The sequence below is a fragment of the Sulfuricurvum sp. genome, from assembly GCF_028710345.1.
Classification (GTDB): domain Bacteria; phylum Campylobacterota; class Campylobacteria; order Campylobacterales; family Sulfurimonadaceae; genus Sulfuricurvum.
This window is the reverse complement of record NZ_JAQTUH010000004.1, coordinates 112,976-131,529: the sequence shown is the minus strand read 5'-3', so window position 1 is coordinate 131,529 and position 18,554 is coordinate 112,976. Positions and strand designations below refer to the sequence as shown.

17 protein-coding genes are annotated in these 18,554 nt (G+C 42.0%); 10 read left to right on the top strand and 7 right to left on the bottom strand.

Annotated features, from left to right (window positions below; all coding sequences use genetic code 11):
* Positions 1 to 112: 112 nt before the first annotated feature.
* Positions 113 to 418, top strand: a complete 306-nt coding sequence (locus tag PHC76_RS06940) for a hypothetical protein (RefSeq protein WP_299971124.1) — start codon at positions 113 to 115, stop codon at positions 416 to 418.
* Positions 419 to 422: 4 nt separating this feature from the next.
* Here PHC76_RS06940 and PHC76_RS06935 read toward each other — a convergent pair whose 3' ends face one another.
* From PHC76_RS06935 to PHC76_RS06925, 3 genes are read right to left on the bottom strand one after another with little or no spacing between them, the layout of a single operon-like run.
* The gene (locus PHC76_RS06935) at positions 423 to 1,592 is read right to left on the bottom strand and encodes an HlyD family efflux transporter periplasmic adaptor subunit (RefSeq protein WP_299971121.1); all 1,170 of its coding nucleotides are present in this window, start codon (positions 1,590 to 1,592) and stop codon (positions 423 to 425) included.
* Complete coding sequence (locus PHC76_RS06930; protein ID WP_300209895.1) at positions 1,589 to 3,655, bottom strand: ATP-binding cassette domain-containing protein; 2,067 nt, start codon at positions 3,653 to 3,655, stop codon at positions 1,589 to 1,591. Before PHC76_RS06930 ends, PHC76_RS06935 begins: the two co-directional genes overlap by 4 nt.
* Positions 3,648 to 4,889 (bottom strand): TolC family protein, encoded by a 1,242-nt coding sequence (locus tag PHC76_RS06925; protein WP_299971114.1) that lies wholly within the window; start codon positions 4,887 to 4,889, stop codon positions 3,648 to 3,650. The genes PHC76_RS06930 and PHC76_RS06925 overlap by 8 nt, the downstream gene beginning before the upstream one ends.
* 251 nt (positions 4,890 to 5,140) lie before the next feature.
* On the opposite strand from PHC76_RS06925, the gene PHC76_RS06920 reads away from it, so the two are divergent.
* The 6 genes from PHC76_RS06920 (at position 5,141) to tpx (ending at position 13,089) form a co-directional block, all read left to right on the top strand.
* On the top strand, positions 5,141 to 9,007 hold the full coding sequence (locus PHC76_RS06920; RefSeq protein WP_299971111.1) for an Ig-like domain-containing protein: 3,867 nt from the start codon (positions 5,141 to 5,143) through the stop codon (positions 9,005 to 9,007).
* Between the two features lie 141 nt (positions 9,008 to 9,148).
* Positions 9,149 to 9,910 (top strand): CDP-archaeol synthase, encoded by a 762-nt coding sequence (locus PHC76_RS06915; RefSeq protein WP_299971108.1) that lies wholly within the window; start codon positions 9,149 to 9,151, stop codon positions 9,908 to 9,910.
* Complete coding sequence (gene dxr / locus PHC76_RS06910) at positions 9,907 to 10,977, top strand: 1-deoxy-D-xylulose-5-phosphate reductoisomerase (RefSeq protein ID WP_299971105.1); 1,071 nt, start codon at positions 9,907 to 9,909, stop codon at positions 10,975 to 10,977. Before PHC76_RS06915 ends, dxr begins: the two co-directional genes overlap by 4 nt.
* Positions 10,977 to 11,510, top strand: coding sequence for an alpha/beta hydrolase (locus PHC76_RS06905; protein ID WP_299971102.1), 534 nt, complete (start codon positions 10,977 to 10,979; stop codon positions 11,508 to 11,510). The genes dxr and PHC76_RS06905 overlap by 1 nt, the downstream gene beginning before the upstream one ends.
* A complete protein-coding gene (tsaD, locus tag PHC76_RS06900; protein WP_299971100.1) occupies positions 11,507 to 12,484 on the top strand; it encodes a tRNA (adenosine(37)-N6)-threonylcarbamoyltransferase complex transferase subunit TsaD in 978 nt (325 codons plus the stop codon). Before PHC76_RS06905 ends, tsaD begins: the two co-directional genes overlap by 4 nt.
* A gap of 101 nt (positions 12,485 to 12,585) precedes the next feature.
* Positions 12,586 to 13,089, top strand: a complete 504-nt coding sequence (gene tpx, locus PHC76_RS06895; RefSeq protein WP_299971097.1) for a thiol peroxidase — start codon at positions 12,586 to 12,588, stop codon at positions 13,087 to 13,089.
* 56 nt (positions 13,090 to 13,145) lie between these two features.
* On the opposite strand, the gene PHC76_RS06890 is transcribed toward tpx, so the two are convergent.
* From PHC76_RS06890 to recA, 4 genes are read right to left on the bottom strand one after another with little or no spacing between them, the layout of a single operon-like run.
* Positions 13,146 to 13,763 carry an AMIN domain-containing protein gene (locus tag PHC76_RS06890; protein WP_299971094.1) on the bottom strand — a complete coding sequence of 206 codons (618 nt, stop codon included), beginning with the start codon at positions 13,761 to 13,763 and terminating at the stop codon, positions 13,146 to 13,148.
* Entirely contained in the window at positions 13,760 to 14,077 is a 318-nt protein-coding gene (locus PHC76_RS06885; RefSeq protein WP_299971092.1) for a hypothetical protein, read from the bottom strand. Before PHC76_RS06885 ends, PHC76_RS06890 begins: the two co-directional genes overlap by 4 nt.
* On the bottom strand, positions 14,077 to 15,345 hold the full coding sequence (gene eno / locus PHC76_RS06880) for a phosphopyruvate hydratase (protein ID WP_299971088.1): 1,269 nt from the start codon (positions 15,343 to 15,345) through the stop codon (positions 14,077 to 14,079). The genes PHC76_RS06885 and eno overlap by 1 nt, the downstream gene beginning before the upstream one ends.
* Positions 15,342 to 16,379 carry a recombinase RecA gene (gene recA, locus PHC76_RS06875; protein ID WP_299971146.1) on the bottom strand — a complete coding sequence of 346 codons (1,038 nt, stop codon included), beginning with the start codon at positions 16,377 to 16,379 and terminating at the stop codon, positions 15,342 to 15,344. Before recA ends, eno begins: the two co-directional genes overlap by 4 nt.
* A 186-nt stretch (positions 16,380 to 16,565) precedes the next feature.
* Between recA and PHC76_RS06870 the strand changes: the two genes are divergently transcribed.
* The 3 genes from PHC76_RS06870 to PHC76_RS06860 are packed head-to-tail and all read left to right on the top strand — an operon-like array spanning position 16,566 to position 18,481.
* Positions 16,566 to 17,429, top strand: coding sequence for a menaquinone biosynthesis family protein (locus PHC76_RS06870; protein ID WP_299971085.1), 864 nt, complete (start codon positions 16,566 to 16,568; stop codon positions 17,427 to 17,429).
* A 3-nt stretch (positions 17,430 to 17,432) separates the two neighbouring features.
* Entirely contained in the window at positions 17,433 to 17,699 is a 267-nt protein-coding gene (gene fliQ / locus PHC76_RS06865) for a flagellar biosynthesis protein FliQ (RefSeq protein ID WP_294917026.1), read from the top strand.
* Entirely contained in the window at positions 17,696 to 18,481 is a 786-nt protein-coding gene (locus tag PHC76_RS06860) for a UDP-N-acetylmuramate dehydrogenase (protein WP_299971082.1), read from the top strand. Before fliQ ends, PHC76_RS06860 begins: the two co-directional genes overlap by 4 nt.
* The last annotated feature ends 73 nt before the right edge of the window (positions 18,482 to 18,554 follow it).

Below are 18,554 nucleotides of genomic sequence, written 5' to 3'. Positions count from 1 at the left end.
AATTCTCAAAAACGTAGTTTTTGTAGCTTTAGGGGATTGCAAAGGACTTTAGTCCTTGCCACTAAAACGGATGCATTCGTTTTAGTGCATAAATTATAATAAGGAGTTTTTGATGGCAATTTCCCCTGTCGGTGGTGTAATTTACGCAAATCAACAAATGGCGGGAATTGCTTCTGAAGTGGGTGCGATGAATAATCGGACGGAACTCCAAGCCTTAGCGGCACAAAATCTATCACAAATACAAAAAAGAGAGGTTCAAGAGGTTCGACCGACCGAAGAGAATCAAGGTGTCGATCCTGACCGCGAACACCAGAGGGAACAAGCCGATCAGGAGGAGCGTAGAGCGAGTGAAGAATTTCCGGAAGAAGAGGAGAATATTCCTAAAAAATCGCTTCACATTTTAGATGTGAAGGTGTAAACAATTAGCGTTCGTGTAATGATTCAGAGAATGTTTTAGTCAGAGGTTTTGTGAGGTATCTCAAGACACTCCTCTCGCCTGTTGTGATGTCGACTTGTGTTGTCATACCAGCTGACAGAGATATCTTTTTACCTGATTTTGAGATAAGTTCATCCGGTTTAAGGGCGATAAGAACGCGAAAATAATATTTTTCGCCTTGAGGTGTTTTTTCTACGAGTGTGTCGGGGCTGATATAGGCAACTTTCCCATGAAAAATTCCATAAATTGAATAGTCATAGGCATCAAGTTTGATAGCGGCAATTTGACCTTTTTTTACAAATGATAGATCCGATGGGGCAAGTTTTGCTTCTACAATAAGGGTATCATCAGAGGGGACAAGCTCCATAATAACATCTCCTGGACGTACCCGTGCTCCTTGTGTTGTTAACACAATATTTTTAACAATAGCATTCATCGGAGAGGTAATATCGGTTCGCTCTAGTGTAACGGTACGATCAGCAAGCTCTTGTTCTTTGGTTGAAAGTTCCTCTTCTGCTTTGGTCATTTCTGCCTGTGAATCTTGAAAATATTTATTCTTTTTATTGGAAATTTGACCTTTAAGATCGGCAATTTGCCGTTTAAGCCGTATTATTTCTGTTGCTCCGATATCTCCGGTTTGGAGAAGTGGGAGGTTGAGATTTAATTCATCTTGTGCAAGTGTGAGGGATTCATTGAGTGCAGAAACTTCATCGTTGAGCGCTTGTTGTCGTCGATGAAAGAGTTCAGTTTGATTAGCTATAAAATCCGGGTATTGTTGAACCAGTGGAGGAAATTGTAGCGGGCGACCAAATACTTCAGCTTTTAATCGAACAAGAGTAGCTTGCAGTGCAGCAACTTTACCGATAGTATCATCGTGAGCAGCTTGGGCTTGCGATTTTTCCAATCTTGCTAATATCTCCCCTTGTTTGACACTTTGTCCCTCTTTTACGTAAACATGTTCGATAACCCCGTCGTTAGATGCTTGAATCTCTTGTGTTTTTGCAGCGGCAATCACTTGTCCTGTCGCATGAGAAATTTGATCAATAGAAGTAAAAGATGCCCATGTTATAAAAGGGACAATAACCAGTAATAGAGTGCCCAAAACAATAAATAAAGGGTGTATTCGAGCGAGTAGTGGGAGATTCTCATTTGTCACGATGGAGTTCCTTGTGGGGTACTTATTTTTTGTAATACGGCATCACGTGGCCCATCAATAGCGATTCCTTGTGGAGTCATTACGATGAGACGACCGACAAGTCTCAAAAGTGATGGTTTATGTGTTACGAGAATTAACGTATCTGTAGGGCGCATGAGGGTAAGGAGAAGTTCAATCAACCTCTTTTCACTCCCTTCATCCATACTGGCTGTTGGTTCATCCAGTAACCAAATAGTTGGTTGTGCGAGAACCATTCTAGTGAGAGCAATAAGCTGTTTTTGCCCACCGGATACACTCTCACCGCTTTCAGGTATGATACTGTCCAAGCCATGTGGCAAAGAACTGACGAGTTGCATTAAGCCTGTTTTTTTGCATGCTTCGGTAATTTGTTCATCACTAACCCCTACGACTCCAAGAACGAGATTATCACGTATCGTCCCTGAAAAAAGCTTTGTCGATTGAGGAAGATATCCTATGTTTTTGACGAGCCATTCACGAGAAAGGTGTTGTAAATCTAATCCATCTAAAAAAACTTTCCCCTCGTTAGGGGCGTATAATCCGGCTAGTAATTTAAGCAACGTGGATTTACCAGACCCTATAACACCTACAATACCTACTTTTTCCCCTGCATTGATGATAAGGGAGTTAAGAACAACGGTCGGGGTATTTTCTTGATACTCAAATTTTATATTATTAAGAACGTATGACGGGGTAAAAATGGTTGGTGAAAGTGGATGGTCAATTTGGTGGTTATCACTACGAAGTGAAAAAATATTTTCTAGGTCTTTAGCAGAAATTTTTGCTCTTCCCCATTGGACAAATAAATTGGGAATCATTGAGATCGGGGACAATACACGCCCTGATAAAATAGTGATAGCGATTAATCCCCCCATGGTTAATTCATTCGTTGTGCTTACGGTATACGCCCCTATAGCGACGAGAGCTATATAGCTAAGTTGTTGAAAAAATGCAGAGAGGTACCCTGATAATTCACTGTAATGACGAATAGCGATATCATCATCAATTAAATCTTTGGTAAGGGCATTCCAACGATTCAGAGCGCTCCACCCTGAACCGGTTGCTTTGATACTTTCTGCCCCTTCTACTGTCTCTACAAGTAATCCAAGTTTTTTATGAGATGCTTTTGAAGAGGTGATAGAGAGTTGATCGATTTTATGTCGGAACATACTTCCAACTAAGATGGAAACAACCATAAAGGCGATAACGATAATTCCTAGCTTCATCCCTCCCACTAACATAATACCAGCTAAAAATAGGAGTGAAAAAGGGAAATCAATTAAAACATACATCGCGGCTGAAGAGATAAAAGTTCGTACTGCGTTATAACTTTGGAGTTGTCCTGAGAGTGTTCCGATACTTCGGGGCATACTATCTAATCGTATTTTTAGTAATCGTTGAAAAATAACGTGTGAATAAGCTATATCCATGTTTTTGGAGGCATGATCTAAAATTGAGGAGCGGGAAATTTTGACCATCATCTCTAAAAAGATAGCAATGAAGACACCAATGCTGAGGGCTATAAGGGTAGAAATCCCTTGTGTAGGGATAACACGGTCATAAACTTGCATACTGTAAAACGAGGTTCCCAATGCTAGTAGGTTGATGGTTAAAGAGGCAATAGCCGCATAAATCAAAAAACTTTTTTGCTGATAAGCGACATTTTTAAACATCTCTTTTGCAGTACTAAATTTTCCTGTCTGCTTTCGAAGTTTAAGAGGGGTAAACAAGGTTCCATCAGGGAACTTTTCTCGACTGTCAATAACGTGAAAACTTTCTACACTCCAGTGGTTGTTTGATTCTTGTGCAAAAACAATTTCGGCTTCGCCTCCAGGTAAAAATGCAAGCATCGGAAGCATTGAAGATGAAAGCTCCTTTTGCCAAAGTGGAGCTTCAAGACCAAATGTCTCTAAAAGCTTTTTATAAAAAGCTTTAGAAAGGGTTTGTTCTTGTAAAACTGCTTTTGTATGTTGAGGGAGGTGATGACCTGATATTTTGACAAGCATACTCTCTTCTAAGAGCCATTGTATTTGTGGGTTATTCATGCGTAGCACCTAGAGGTGAGATAAGTTCACCGGTTTTAAGTTTTAACCGATATTTTGCTATGTAGGCTGTTGCCAATAAATCGGAAAGAGAGAGTTTGTTTTGTGTTACCTCTTTTGATGAATTGACCAGATCGAGCCACTGCCGTTTTCCGGCGAGAAAAAGACGAGAATAGGACTCTAGTACGTTTTGAGATGCATTGATGGCGAGAGTACTCCCTTGCACACGGCTTAGAGAGGAGTGATAATCATCGTAATCACGCAATAACGCATCGGTAAGATCTTGTTCTAAAGTGAGTTTATTAAAACGTAGTTGTTGAACATTAGCTTCAGAAGCTTCGATTGTAGAGAGAGCGGAGAGTCCTGAACCAGGATTCATTTGCATAGAGAGATAGACTAAGCTTTGTTCCATATTTGAGTCATTATAGACAGACCCCTTTTGATATTCAGCGCGCACAGAGAGAGTTGGCCATAGAGCCGCTTGATCTTTTTCTTTTTGATGTATAGCCGTTTGTATTTGTATTTCTGATTTGAGAATACTTGGGTGGGAATGGCGCATCTTTTCGATCATTGGTTCTATGGATGCCTCAATGGTTGATTCAGGGATGGTGGGTGCATCAATTTCGCATGAGGTATCGGATTGATTGGTAATAAGTCGAAGCTGAGAACATGCAGTTGCCTCAGACGTTTTAGCAACGGTTAGATCGGTATTAATTTGTGCTATACGAGATTTGATCAGTTCTCTATCAGCTAATGAGGAGACTCCTGCATCGATTCGTCTATCCAAGAGATCACCAAATGTTTTAAGTTGGTGTTGTCCATCTTCGAGTGCAGTTATTCGTCCTCGTGCTTGTGCTAGAGTTTGACACACTTTTAGTAATGTTTCGATGAGCGTATACGCACTTTCATCCAAAGTTACCTCTGCTTCATGTTGTCGTGAGAGGCTCATGTCATAGGTTGCATCGATCCTTCCTCCCGCCCATAAAGGTTGTTCGAGCCGTGCAAGAGTACTATGGTTTTTACCGGTACCAACGTCAACGGAGGGGGAGGGATAATATCCCCACTTAGCAGCTTCAACACCATTTTTTGATGCATTGATTTGCATCTTTGACGCTTTTAGCTTTGGGTGAGTTTCCAGTACACGACTGATAAGATTTTCCAGTCCAGTAGGCTGGTTATCGGCAGATACCTCTAAAAATGGAAAAAATACGAGGAAAAGATAAAAAATAGGTTTCAAAGAGTAATGCCCGTCATTGTTGAAATTGATATTTAGGCTATTTTACACTGATGAAGATTAAATTAACCGTTACTATTTGTAGAAAGATGCTATTTTTTTGTTTAAAGATTTCAGATATTAACAATAATGTCGATTTACCCAAGAATATTTTGATGCTTTCATAGAACTTAATTGAAACTAAAGTTTAATGTGGAGATAATCAAGCTCAGAAATTTAAATGTAATAGAATGTAACAAAAAGGGATTTCACCCATGATTAAAACAATCACAATCGGCGCAAAAGCAAACAGTGTTGTCAAAACTACACAATTAATGGTATTAAGTGGAGACAAGATCCTATTGGTAGATGCCACTACAGGACAACCGCCCAAGCATGTAAGCACTAAAATGGTGGGGAAAGATCTACATATTTTTGCAGACGGAGCAACAGATGCTTCTGCGGTATTAATTGATTATACGGATTATTCATCTACCGTAGAGATTCAAGGGGTCGGTCAAAACGGATCGTACTATAATTATGCGATGTCAAATTCAGGTGGTATGGAACTCTCATCGACTCCAGCAGTGTTACCGGTTGCTGAAAATCATGGTAGTTTTATGTCGAGCAGTGCATGGTGGGGTGTTGGTATCCTCGCAGTTGCGGGTGGAGTAGCGGCAGCAGCAGGTGGCGGCGGAGGTGGAGGGAGTAGTAGTTCATCAACTACCACAACAACTACTACTACATCAGGTACGCAAACTGGAGTCGTTATCGATAGTTTGGTCTCAGGTATCTCCTACACAACGAGTAGCGGTATTACGGGAGTAACGGGTGATGCGGGTTCCGTGGGATCATTTCATTATAATACTGGAGATACGATTACCTTAAAAATTGGGGCTGCTACTCTAGCAACCAATATGGCGATCCCCTCCGATGGTGTTATTTATCCACAAGATATGGCTGGGGTGAGCCGTACTAATACGACAGATTCTGCAGCTATTAATATTGCGCAGTTTTTACAATCATTGGATGATAATAGTAATCCAGCCGATGGGATTAATATCACGCAGGCAACACGTGATGCGATTACGACATCTGTTACGGTTCAAACAGCGAGTGATTTAGTGTTGCAAGCAGCACTTCCCTCTGGTGTTACATTGGTGTCAGAAGCAACCGCAACGACTCAATTGCAAACAATAGTTAATGATACAACCGCACCATCAGTAGGGATTGTATTAACTGATACTGTCCTTAACAGCGGTGAAACGACCGATGTGACGATAACATTTACCGAAGCGGTAACCGGATTTACCCTTGCAGATATTGTGGCGCAAAACGGTACGGTGAGTAATCTTACAACAGCCGATAATATTACATGGACAGCTACTTTTACCCCGACGGCATCGGTTACGGATACCAGTAATATTATTACTATTGCAGCAGGTTCCTATTCAGATGTTGCTGGGAATCTTGGTGTTTTTGGGAAAAGTGCAAATTATACAGTAGATACCTATGTGGCACCACCTTCTCCGGTTGGATTGACGATTACTGATAATACGGATGGAACAGCGAATGGAAGCGTTGTCTATACTTTTACCTTTGATAGTGCGGTTACCGGATTTACGACCAGTGATATAACAGTAACCGGAGGTACCAAAGGGACTCTTAGTGGAAGTGGAACAGTATATACGCTTACGGTTACTCCCCCAGCTGGGAGCACTGGAAATATATCGGTGAATGTTGATGCAGGAGTTGCTGTAGATTCGAGCGGTGCCCAAAATATTGCAGTGGTTGCAGCAACTCAAGCGTATGATTTGGCAGTACCATCAGCATTGGTGATGAGTTTGGCATCAGATACGGGGATCAATGCATCGGATAATATTACGAGTAGTAAAGTGATAAATATTAGTGGTGTAGAATCGGGTGCTACGTGGGAATATAGCCTTGATAGCGGTGGTACATGGACGGTAGGCAGTGGCACATCATTTAATTTGGCAAATAATACAATCTATGGTATCAATATGATACAACTTCGCCAAACAGATGCAGCTGGAAATGTCAGTGTAGTTACTAAAAATACTGATGCGATTACGATCGATGTTAATCCTCCTATTTTAACTATCACCGATAATGAACCTACAGCTATCTCGAACATGGATGGAAGCAACAGTGATGGCACAACCGATTTGGATGGTGGGAATATTACTTATACTTTCAAATTTACCGATAGTACCGGCGCTGCGGAGGCTGTTACCGGTTTTGGGATTAGTGATATTACGATCACTAACGGAACCGCTAAAACTTTTACGCAAGTTTCACAATCTGAATATACCCTTGAAGTGATTCCAAATCGAATTGAGGGAATTCTATCGGTTAATGTTCCTAGTACAGCATATTTCGATATTGCAGGAAACAGCGCAAGCGCCTCATCGATGACTGATTCTACACCGCAAGCGGTTGATATGATTGCACCGGTGCTCATGGATACACTCTATGATGATACTAATGGTGACGGCGTTATCAATGCTTCGGATACCAATTGGGTGTATGATTATGTTAACAAAACCATCAGTTTTAAACTCGATTCACAGCTGGAAGCGGTAAATATGAGCAATCCGGGAGGCTTTGACGTATATATAAATACTCATTTGATCGATGTGGAAGCGGTTTCTATGCTAGGTGATACGGTGACGCTGATCATGCCTAAAGCAGCTGCAGACTCTTGGATAGATATCGAAAGTGTTCGGGTTGTGTACAAAGATGTAACCACAGATTTAACACCAGCTATTCAGGATTTAGCGGGAAATGATGCCACTTCGTTCACCTATCTTAAACCTGATGATACTGCACCTACTGTTAAAAGTATCTTTTTTGATGATTCGGCTTTGAGTATCGGAGAAAGTTCTCCTGTGACTATCACCTTTTCTGAAGAAGTCAGAGATGCTATTGTGAGTTTTGAAAATGGAACGCTTACAGGTCTTGCTGCTACGGCTGATGCACGTGTTTGGACGGCAACGTTTACTGCAGGTGCAAACGTAGAGTATACCTCTAATACGTTTAGCGTTGTTGATTGTCATGACCTCAATGGGCTTGCTGGTCAGATAGTAGCACCAGCAACGAGTCTCTATGACTATACCTATGATGTCGATACTCGTGCTCCAAGTATTGCTATATCCGATGATGAGCCGGCTGCTGTTGCTAATATAGCTGGAACTAGCGTGAAATATACATTTACCTTTAGTGAACCCGTTACAGGCTTTACCCTCCAAGATATTACAATTGTAGGGGGAGTTCCTGCGGGTGTACTGACCACAGTTAGTGCTTCTGTCTACACGTTGGATATAACACCTACTGCAGGTGTTGCAGGGAATATGACGGTCGATGTTGCTGCTAGTGCAGTCACGGACTTGTTCGGTAATTCAAGCACCGTAGCCCTTCAGTCGATACAAGCGGTAGATATGAAAGCACCTACGGTCGTTATCTCAATGAACGATGCGGTAGTTACTGCGGGAGATGCTCCTATTGTTACTTTCACATTTAGTGAAGCGGTTTTAGGATTTGATGGAAGTGATTTGAATTTATCTAATGCAAATGGAACAATTAATAATCTCTTTAGCGGTGATGGCGGAGTCACCTATACAGGAACGTTTGCCCCAGCTGCAGGAATAGCAGCAGATGTAGTAAATGCAATCACACTCACTAATTTGTCGTATACGGATGTGGCAGGGAATGCAGGTGCTGGAGGCAGTACTGGTAACTACATAGTAGAGACAAAAGCGCCATTGATTTCAGCTCCTATTACAGATGTGGTAGGGCACACCAGTACGGGTACGATCGAAATTACTTTTAACTCTTCTTTAGATGAAGGTACTTATGCCCCAAATAGTATGTTTTTTGTAACCGATGGAACCCTTACTCCTGATCTTACTGACGGGAATGCTTTGCTAAAATTTGCAGCTACAGCTGTTTCAGTATTAGGTAATAAGGTAACACTTAGTATCGATCCATCAATCACTGATACTCCGAGTGCAACTTGGATTCTCACTTATACTGACAATCCAGGTAATGATGCACAAGCATTGCAAAGCATCTATGGTAGCGATGTAAGTTCATTTACGTATAGTATTGCTACTGTACTCTAAAATCTCTTCTTTTCTTAAATGGTTTTTCCTTTTTGAAGAGCCATTTTTCGATTCTTAGGAAGTAATAGCCTCTTTCAGATCTCAATTCAACAATAAAATGCTATAATTCCATTTTTGAAACATCTTCCATCAGGAAAAGTGATGAAACCATCCTCAAATGCGCTTCAAACGCGTATTATCACCGCTGTTTTTCTCGGTCTTGCGGCTCTTGCTGTTGGTCTAATAAACAATTTTTGGCTTATTTGGATTGTTCTAGGTGTGGTTTATCTCCTCGCTTTTCATGAGTCTCTTCGACTTTACAACATCAACAACAATTCTTTGTATGTGTACGCGGTGATTTTGTGGATTATGGCATCCATATATCCGTATAGTGAAGATTTGCTTGTCCTTTCAGGACTTATTTTTGTAGCAGCAGTTGCTTATACCCAAAATATTCCATTTAAAAATTTTCTCCCCTTTATGTATCCTACGGCGGGGATGCTCTATCTTTTGAGTTTATATCAAGAGTATGGTATTAGTGCATTGCTATGGCTCTTGATCGTTGTTGCCGCGGCAGATATCGGTGCCTATTTTGTCGGTAAAAGTATCGGGCGCACTCCATTTTCCGTCTCAAGTCCGAGTAAAACACGCGAAGGGGTATACGGCGGTATTGTTGTGGCAACGGTTGCGGGATTTTTTGTCGGTATCAGTATCGTCGAAAATATGTTGCAAGCAGTTATGATTTCCATGATGGTCTCTATTTCGGCAGTATTTGGCGACTTGTTTGAGAGTTATCTCAAACGTCAAGCAGGGGTCAAAGATAGCGGTAATATCCTCCCAGGTCATGGCGGGATATTAGATCGCATAGATGGTTATCTTTTCGGCGCGATTATTATGCTCATTCTATTACGGGGTCTTGCTTGATCCTTTTAGGATCTACAGGCTCTATTGGTGTTAATGCTCTCGTAATTGCCGAGAGGTTTTCACTTAATGTTGATACCCTCGTTGCGGGGCGAAACATAGAACTTCTCAATCAACAAATCCAAAAATTCTCTCCCAAGCGTGTCGTCGTCTTAAATGAGGAAGATATTAAACACGTCAATCATCCTCATGTCCGCGCAGGTGAAGCCGCGATTTTAGACGCCATCGAAGCATCTGAATCTCAATTTGTGGTGAATGCTCTTGTTGGATTCGCAGGTTTTCGTCCTACTCTCAAAGCATTAGAGTGTGGTAAGCGTATAGCATTAGCCAACAAAGAGTCGTTAGTGGTGGGTGGGGCTTTTGTCGATACCACAAACATTGTTCCCATCGATAGTGAACATTTTGGATTATGGTATCTTAATCAAACCCCTCGTCCTATCTCACGTATGGTAATTACCGCCAGTGGCGGAGCATTTCGGGATTGGCCGATTGAGCGATTATCCTCTGCAACACTTTCTGATGCACTAAAGCATCCCAATTGGTCGATGGGGCAAAAAATCACGATTGATAGTGCCTCGATGATGAATAAACTGTTTGAACTTCTCGAAGCACGTTGGTTGTTTGGAGAAGGGGAATATGACGCTGTAATCGAAACAAAATCGATTATCCATGCCCTCATCGATTATGTCGATGGTTCGACAACCGCCCATTTTGCCCACGCCGATATGAAGCTCCCGATTGCGTATGCGCTTATGGGCAAAGTGGATGAGCCGATATTAAAACCGGCAAACTTTCTCGAAATAGGTTCTCTCGAATTTCGCGAAATTACAACGGATCGATACCCGCTATGGGAACTACGACAAGAGTTATTGGCTAATCCTGCACGGGGTGTTGTAGTAAACGCAGCAAACGAAGTGGCTATTGAGCAGTTTGTTGTGGGGCAAATCACCTTTTTAGAGCTCTCCAAACGCATTTTAAACGCGTATGAATATTTTGAGGATATTCCCACATCGGTTGAGGAGATATTCGAAATCGACAAACGTGTTCGCCACTATGTAAGGGGGATGTAATGCGCTCTAAAACATTATTGCTTCACGGTTGGGGAGGATCGGATAACCCTCATTGGCAAGCGTGGCTCGCAGGTGAAATCGCCAAAGATTATGGGATAGTGGCGTTTCCACTGTTAGATAACCCCCATTTCCCGAGTAAAAATAGATGGATGAAACAGATCAAATCGATTCTTGCCGATTTTGAACCCGATGTCGTCATCTGTCATTCGTTGGCAAATATCGCATGGTTTCATCTTTGTAATGAAAGGGAAATATCTCCCGTAAAGCGGCTATTACTCGTCGCCCCCCCTCATTTGACGTGCAGTATCGAAACCCTCAAAACCTTTTTCCCTCTCGAAGCACCTAAAAATATTTTTGCCGAAGAGGTATTGTTGGTCACCTCGACAAATGACCCCTACATGAGCACAGAAGAGGCATCACTACTTCAAAAGGCTTTGGGTGTAGAGATGAGGATCATCGAGGATGGTGGGCACATTAACACCGCCTCAGGATTCGGTGAGTGGCCATTTGTCAAAGAGTGGCTACTGCAATGATCCTTAGTATCGAAAGCAGTTGTGATGATAGCTCAATTGCTATTATAGAGATAGCAACTAAAAAACTCATCTACCACAAAAAGATTTCCCAAGAGCTAGAGCACTCAGTGTACGGCGGTGTTGTCCCAGAACTCGCTAGCCGTCTCCACGCTGAAGTGTTGCCCCGTATTCTAGCAGAGTGTGAGCCGTGGTTTAAAGAGCTAAAAGCCGTTGCCGTCACCAATGAGCCGGGATTGGGCGTTACCCTCATCGAAGGGGTAATCATGGCAAAGGCACTGAGTATCTCTTTGGGTATCCCCATCCTCCCAATCAACCACCTAAAAGGGCACATCTATTCTCTTTTTATCGAAAAAGAATCGATTCTTCCTATAACCGTATTGTTAGTTTCAGGCGGTCATACCCAACTCATAGAAGTTAAGTCGTACACGGAGATGGAGACCATTGCCACCACGATGGATGACAGCTACGGAGAGAGCTTCGACAAAGTAGCGAAAATGATGCATCTAGGCTATCCGGGAGGGCCGTTGATTGAGCAACTCTCCCGTGAGGGCGATGCGACCAAATTTGCCTTTACCGTCCCTCTCTGGCAATCACCTCTCATCGCATTTAGCTATTCGGGACTTAAAAATCAGGTTCGCCTAGCGGTCGAAGCCAACGAATCATCCGCTTATCCCGACATCGCTGCCGCTTTTCAAAAAACGGCAACCGAACATCTGATTCAAAAACTCAAAAAGTATTTCAAAACACACCCTCCAAAGCGTTTCGCTATCGTCGGCGGAGCAAGTGCCAACCTCTATTTGCGTGAACGTGTTATGGAGTTATTAAAACCCCATAAAGCCGAACTTTTCCTCTCAGAACTCACCTACTGCTCCGATAACGCCGCTATGATCGGACGTGCCGCCCTCGAAGCATACGCGTTAAAAGCGTTTGTCTCCTTTTCGGATATTGCTATTAATCCTCGGTGTAAACTTTAGGAATGCTTAATGCATTACACCTCTTTCATAATTCAGACTTAAATTATCCGATTTAAAATATACTTCTTCTATCAAATAAAAAAAACAAATAAGGAGCCAATATGGCAACGACAAAATTCAAAGGTACAGACGTAGAACTTCTTGGAAACGAAGTTAAAGTTGGAGATAAAGCTCCTGAAGTAACAGTTGTAAATTCAGCTGGCTTGGGTGACGTAGTTGTAGGCGGTGCGCAAGGTGTAAAACAACTTATCATTGTTGTTCCATCACTCGATACGGGTGTTTGTGCTACTGAAACACGTAACTTCAACGCAAAAGCGGCTTCTCTTGAAGGTGTAAAAGCAACTATCGTATCTTTGGACTTGCCTTTTGCAGCAGGACGTTTTTGTCAAGCAGAAGGTATTGACAAATTGACTGTATGTTCAGACTTCCGTAACAAAGATTTCGCAAACGCGTATGGCGTATTGCTTGGTGGTTCAGTTCTTGCAGGTGTAACATGTCGCGCGATCTTCGCAGTAAACGAAGAGGGTGTGGTTACTTATAAAGAAATCGTTCCTGAAATCACAGAAGAGCCTAACTACGACGCTGCATTGGCTGCAGTAGCGTAATTATTGATTCCCATTGAATGGGAATCAGCTTCTCACAATCTCTTCCTTTAGCTCTCTTATTTACAAATTACTTGCGCACCTTGAGCCGTTTTATTCACTTTGCACTCATGTCGTCCATCCAAAATAAGTATAACACGTGCAAATTTCCCATGATTGGTTATTTTAGCTTTTGTAAAAGGGGCACTATTGATGAGTTTCTCAAATCCTTGAAACACCTCATTATGTTTGAAGTCGATAGCGACGCTATTGGGATCACTAAGGGTAAAATGGCGAATCATAGGTTCATTAATGAGGATGGATACCTGATTCCCCGATGGGACTATTTGTACAAAAGATTTCTCTTGGTTGGTGGATTCTTTTGTGGTAATAGGCGTTTCTATTTTTTTATTATTAGATTGAGACAACACTATAGGAGAGCGCCAATCAATACTTTGATCCACTTCAAGACGACGTGTTTCAATGGAGCCATCAAGATTTTTAAATTTAAAAGTAACCTCTTGTAAGATGCGTGCTTGATCGGGAAAATTATAGGTCATCGATTGTAGCGGTGGTTTGTTAAATGTTTTTTCTGAAGTAACCGATGAATTTGGATTTTCAGAAGTTGCAAAAAATGGATTTTCACGAGAGAATGCACTAACGATTACGATTGATACAAGAAAAATCGATTTTATCATGGTTGTCTTTCCTTTTGGACTGTCGCAGAGTCAGCATCGATCTCTTTAAGCTCAAAATATTGTTTTTGAAGGGCAGCATTCTCACTTTTTAAATGTTCAATATCCTGTGTTAAAAAATCTTGGCGCTCTTCTAGGCTGAGAAGAACTGATAATGAATTATCTCCAAATATCAAAAGCCCAAGATAAAGAAAGATGACAATAACAATAGTCGATACGGCAATAAACTTAGAGGTTGAGAGCCCAAAACGACGTTCGGTAAAGCTTTGATATGCTCCATCGCCGTCTAAAATCTCTTGGTGCTCTTCGGTATTCATTAGCTAAATAGGGCACTTCCGAGGTATTCACCGTACATAATTTCGTTTTCAATCTCTAACAAACGGTTGTATTTTGCCGTACGTTCACCACGTGCGGTGGAGCCGGTTTTGATCTCGCCACAGTTAAGTGCAACGGCAAAATCAGCGATAAACGCATCTTCACTCTCACCTGATCGGTGTGACATAACGCATTTGTAGCCGTTACGTTGAGCAAGACGGACGGTAAGCATTGTTTCTGAAACGGAACCGATTTGGTTTGGTTTAATTAAGATTGAATTTCCAATCCCTTTGTTAATCCCTTCTGCCAAAATATTGGCATTGGTAACGAAAAGGTCGTCCCCGACGAGTTGAATTTTTGAGCCTAATCGCTCTGTAAGGATTTTCCATCCATCCCAGTCATCTTCACTCAGACCATCTTCGATAGAAACGATAGGATATTTTGCGCACAATGCTTCATAGTATCCTACGAGTTCTTCTGATGTGAGAGTACGGTTTTCAGAATCCAAACGATATCCACCCTCACATACAAGTTCAGAGCTAGCAACATCCAAAGCGATTGCGATTTGTTCACCCGCTTTATATCCTGCTGCTTTAATTGCATCCATAATCACCTCTATCGGCTCTTCGTTGCTTTTGAGATCGGGTGCAAATCCACCCTCATCACCGAGTGCTGTATTAGCGCCACGATCTTTGAGGATTTTTTTGAGATTGTGATACACTTCAGCCGATGCACGGAGACCATCTGCAAAATTTTCAAAACCGACAGGCATGATCATATACTCTTGAAAATCAACACTGTTATCTGCATGGCTTCCACCGTTGATGATATTGAGCATTGGAACAGGCATTACCATCGCATTTGCACCGCCAAGATAGCGATACAATGGAATACCGAGGCTTTTCGCCGCAGCACGTGCAACTGCCATAGAGACACCTAGAACCGCATTTGCCCCTAGATTTCCATAGTTTTCTGTTCCATCAAGCTCTTTCATTGTTGCATCAACCATGGCTTGATTAAACGGACTAAGCCCCATAATGGTATCGGCAATTTGGGTATTGACGTTTTCTACCGCTTTAAGAACCCCTTTGCCCATGTAGCGAGAGTCCCCATCACGCAGTTCTAACGCTTCACGTTTCCCAGTACTTGCGCCACTTGGGACGATTGCACTTTCACGAGTTCCATCACTCAACTGTACGGTTGCTTTTACGGTAGGATTCCCACGGGAATCCATTACTTCGATCGCACTTACTTCATCAATAAAAATCATTCATCCACCTCATTCATTTCAGATTCATCCATGGCCATAATGTTATTTACACCCATAGCATCTTTTATTTTTGCTTCCACTATTTTAGCCAATTCTGGCTCATCTTTAAACTTTTGCTTGACGTTTTCGCGTCCTTGACCTAATTTGGTATCCTCAAAACTAAACCATGCACCACTTTTGTCGATAATATCGAGTTTTACACCGTAATCGACCAGTTCACCCTCTTTGGAGATACCTTCACCAAACATAATATCAAATTCTGCTTGACGAAATGGCGGTGCTACTTTATTTTTGATTACTTTTGCTTTGACACGGTTACCGATTTGGCTCTCTCCTTGTTTGAGAGTAGCGATTTTACGGATATCGATACGAACCGATGCATAAAATTTTAGCGCATTTCCACCTGTTGTTGTCTCAGGAGAGCCATAACCCATCGTTCCGATTTTCATACGGATTTGGTTGATAAAAATAATCGTACAGTTCATTTTGTGCAAAATAGCGGTGAGTTTACGGAGGGCTTTGGACATTAAACGCGCTTGTGTTCCCACCTGCTGGTCGCTCATCTCCCCCTCAATCTCCACTTTGGGGGTGAGGGCAGCTACAGAGTCCACTACGATCAAATCAACGGCACCGCTACGGGCGATAGTTTCGACGATGTCGAGTGCTTGTTCGCCGTAATCGGGTTGTGAAACGAGAAGATTTTCGACATCAACACCAAGATTTTTGGCGTATCCGACATCGAGTGCGTGTTCAGCATCGATAAACGCACAAATGCTTCCATTTTTTTGAGCTTCGGCGATGATATGAAGAGTAAGGGTGGTTTTCCCCGAACTCTCAGGTCCATAAATTTCGATAACGCGTCCCTCAGGAACTCCTCCAACACCTAGAGCTAAATCAAGCCCCAATGAACCGGTACTAATGGCACCGATAGGTTCTATAACCTTGTCTCCAAGACGCATAAGCGTCCCTTTTCCAAAAGTTTTGTCGATTTGTTTCATCGCAAGTTCTAGCGATTTAAGTTTGTTTGGATCCATCATTGTCGTGCTCTCCTAAAAGGGTGAAATATAAAATTAGACAATAATATGACAAATTGAAATAGTTCAGCGAAAATATGACAAATTGCAATACAATATATTCTTTATGAATATTTATGGAGTTATTTTAGCGTTATTAGGTTAAAATTTAGCTATACGCTCTCATATACTACAGTAGGATTATTTGTGAAAAAGATGGTAATAGCCCACTCCCCTGATGCCGATGATATTTTTATGTATTACGCCATTAAGTTTGGATGGGTAGGGAAAAAAGAGACCGTTTTTGAGAATATTGCCCTCGATATCGAGACGCTGAATGTTGAAGCATTAGCGGGAACCTACGATATCAGTGCAATTAGTTTCGGACTTTATCCCCATATCCGTAACGATTACGCCCTACTTCGCACAGCCGTGAGTTTCGGTAGCGGTTATGGACCAAAGCTGATACGCAAACACGACACACAGCTAAAGCGCCGTTTTAAAGTAGCGTTGAGTGGAAAATACACCACCAATGCTCTACTGTTTCGCATCGCTTATCCCGAAGCAAAAATCGTCTACATGAACTTTTTAGAGATTGAACAAGCGGTTTTGGACGGAGTGGTCGATGCCGGTGTTTTGATTCATGAGAGTATTCTCGGGTTTGACAGCTCATTGGTCGTTGAGAGAGAGTTATGGGATGTGTGGTGTGAACTTAGCGGTGGTGATTTACCTCTTCCGCTAGGGGGGATGGCGATTCGACGTTCACTTCCTATTACCTCAGCGATAGCGTATGAAAAAACATTAACGCAAGCCGTTCAAGTGGCGCGTGACCATAAAGAGCTCCTCTCTAAAATGTTGTTGGAGCGAAGTTTAGTCCGAATCGATGGTGAAACGTTAGAAAAATATTTGGAATTGTATGCCAATGATGACTCTATCTCTTTGAATGAGACACAATACCGTGCAATCAACAAACTTTTTGAGCTCGGATATGCACACGGTTTTTTTGATGCTCAAATCGATGCTAACGATTTCACCATCCCTCTCGAATACACCGATTTGAGGAATAGTTAAATGATGCAGTCGGAATTGATTGGTTTAGGAATCGAGACATTTAAAATCGCATTGATTTTATCATTACCCGCATTGCTCGTGGGGATGTTTTTAGGGCTTGCGGTAAGTATTTTCCAAGCCACTACCCAAATCAATGAGATGACCCTCAGTTTTATCCCCAAGATTATCGGAATTGTAATCATCATCATTTTAACCATGCCGTGGATGATGAATGAGATGCAAGATTTCACGATCCGTATGTTCAATATGATTCCTACTTTTATGCAATGAATACCAAAACCATCGATTTCTCCAAATTTGCCTCTATCCGTATCGGTCCTGTTGTAGACGTTGCCCTCATCGAAAATGATGTTGTCCCCGATGGGCATTTAATCATCGGTTCGGCGAATAACGTTCTTATCTCTCCCACCCCACCGCCGCTCATGATTCTCTCTAAAGAGTATGATTTTATCGCTCTCGAAGAGGATGGTCTCCATATTGGTGCGGCAACTCCTGGAGGGCGTGTCGTATCGTTTTGTAAAAAGAACGATATCGCCCATTTTGAATACCTCTCCAAACTCCCCGGAACACTCGGGGGAATGCTCAAAATGAATGCAGGGCTGAAAGAGTATGAGATTTTTAACCATCTTATTGCCGTTCGCACCCAAAGCGGTTGGAAGCAAAAAAGTGAAATTGAATACGGTTATCGCAAAACCTCTATCAATGAAGTAATCTTTGAAGCGGTGTTTGAAGCTGATCGTGGGTATTCGGTTGAGCGATATGAGCTGTTTAACCAAATGCGTTCAAATCAGCCACATGAGCCCAGCGCGGGAAGTTGTTTTAAAAACCCTCCGAACGATTATGCCGGACGTTTAATCGAAGCGGTTGGATTAAAGGGGGAGCGAAAAGGGGCAATGAGTTTCAGTGAAGTTCATGCAAATTTTTTGGTCAATTATGGGGGTGGTACCTATGAGGATGCTCTTTACTTGATTAATGAAGCTCAAAAACGGGTTAGCGAGATATTTAATATTGAGCTTCAGTGCGAAATTGTCCTCATAAATTATAAGAACTGACGCTTTAAATAGTTTTTATATTGACTTTAATCGTCTATATGGGGTATTATGACGATTAAATTCAATAGATAAA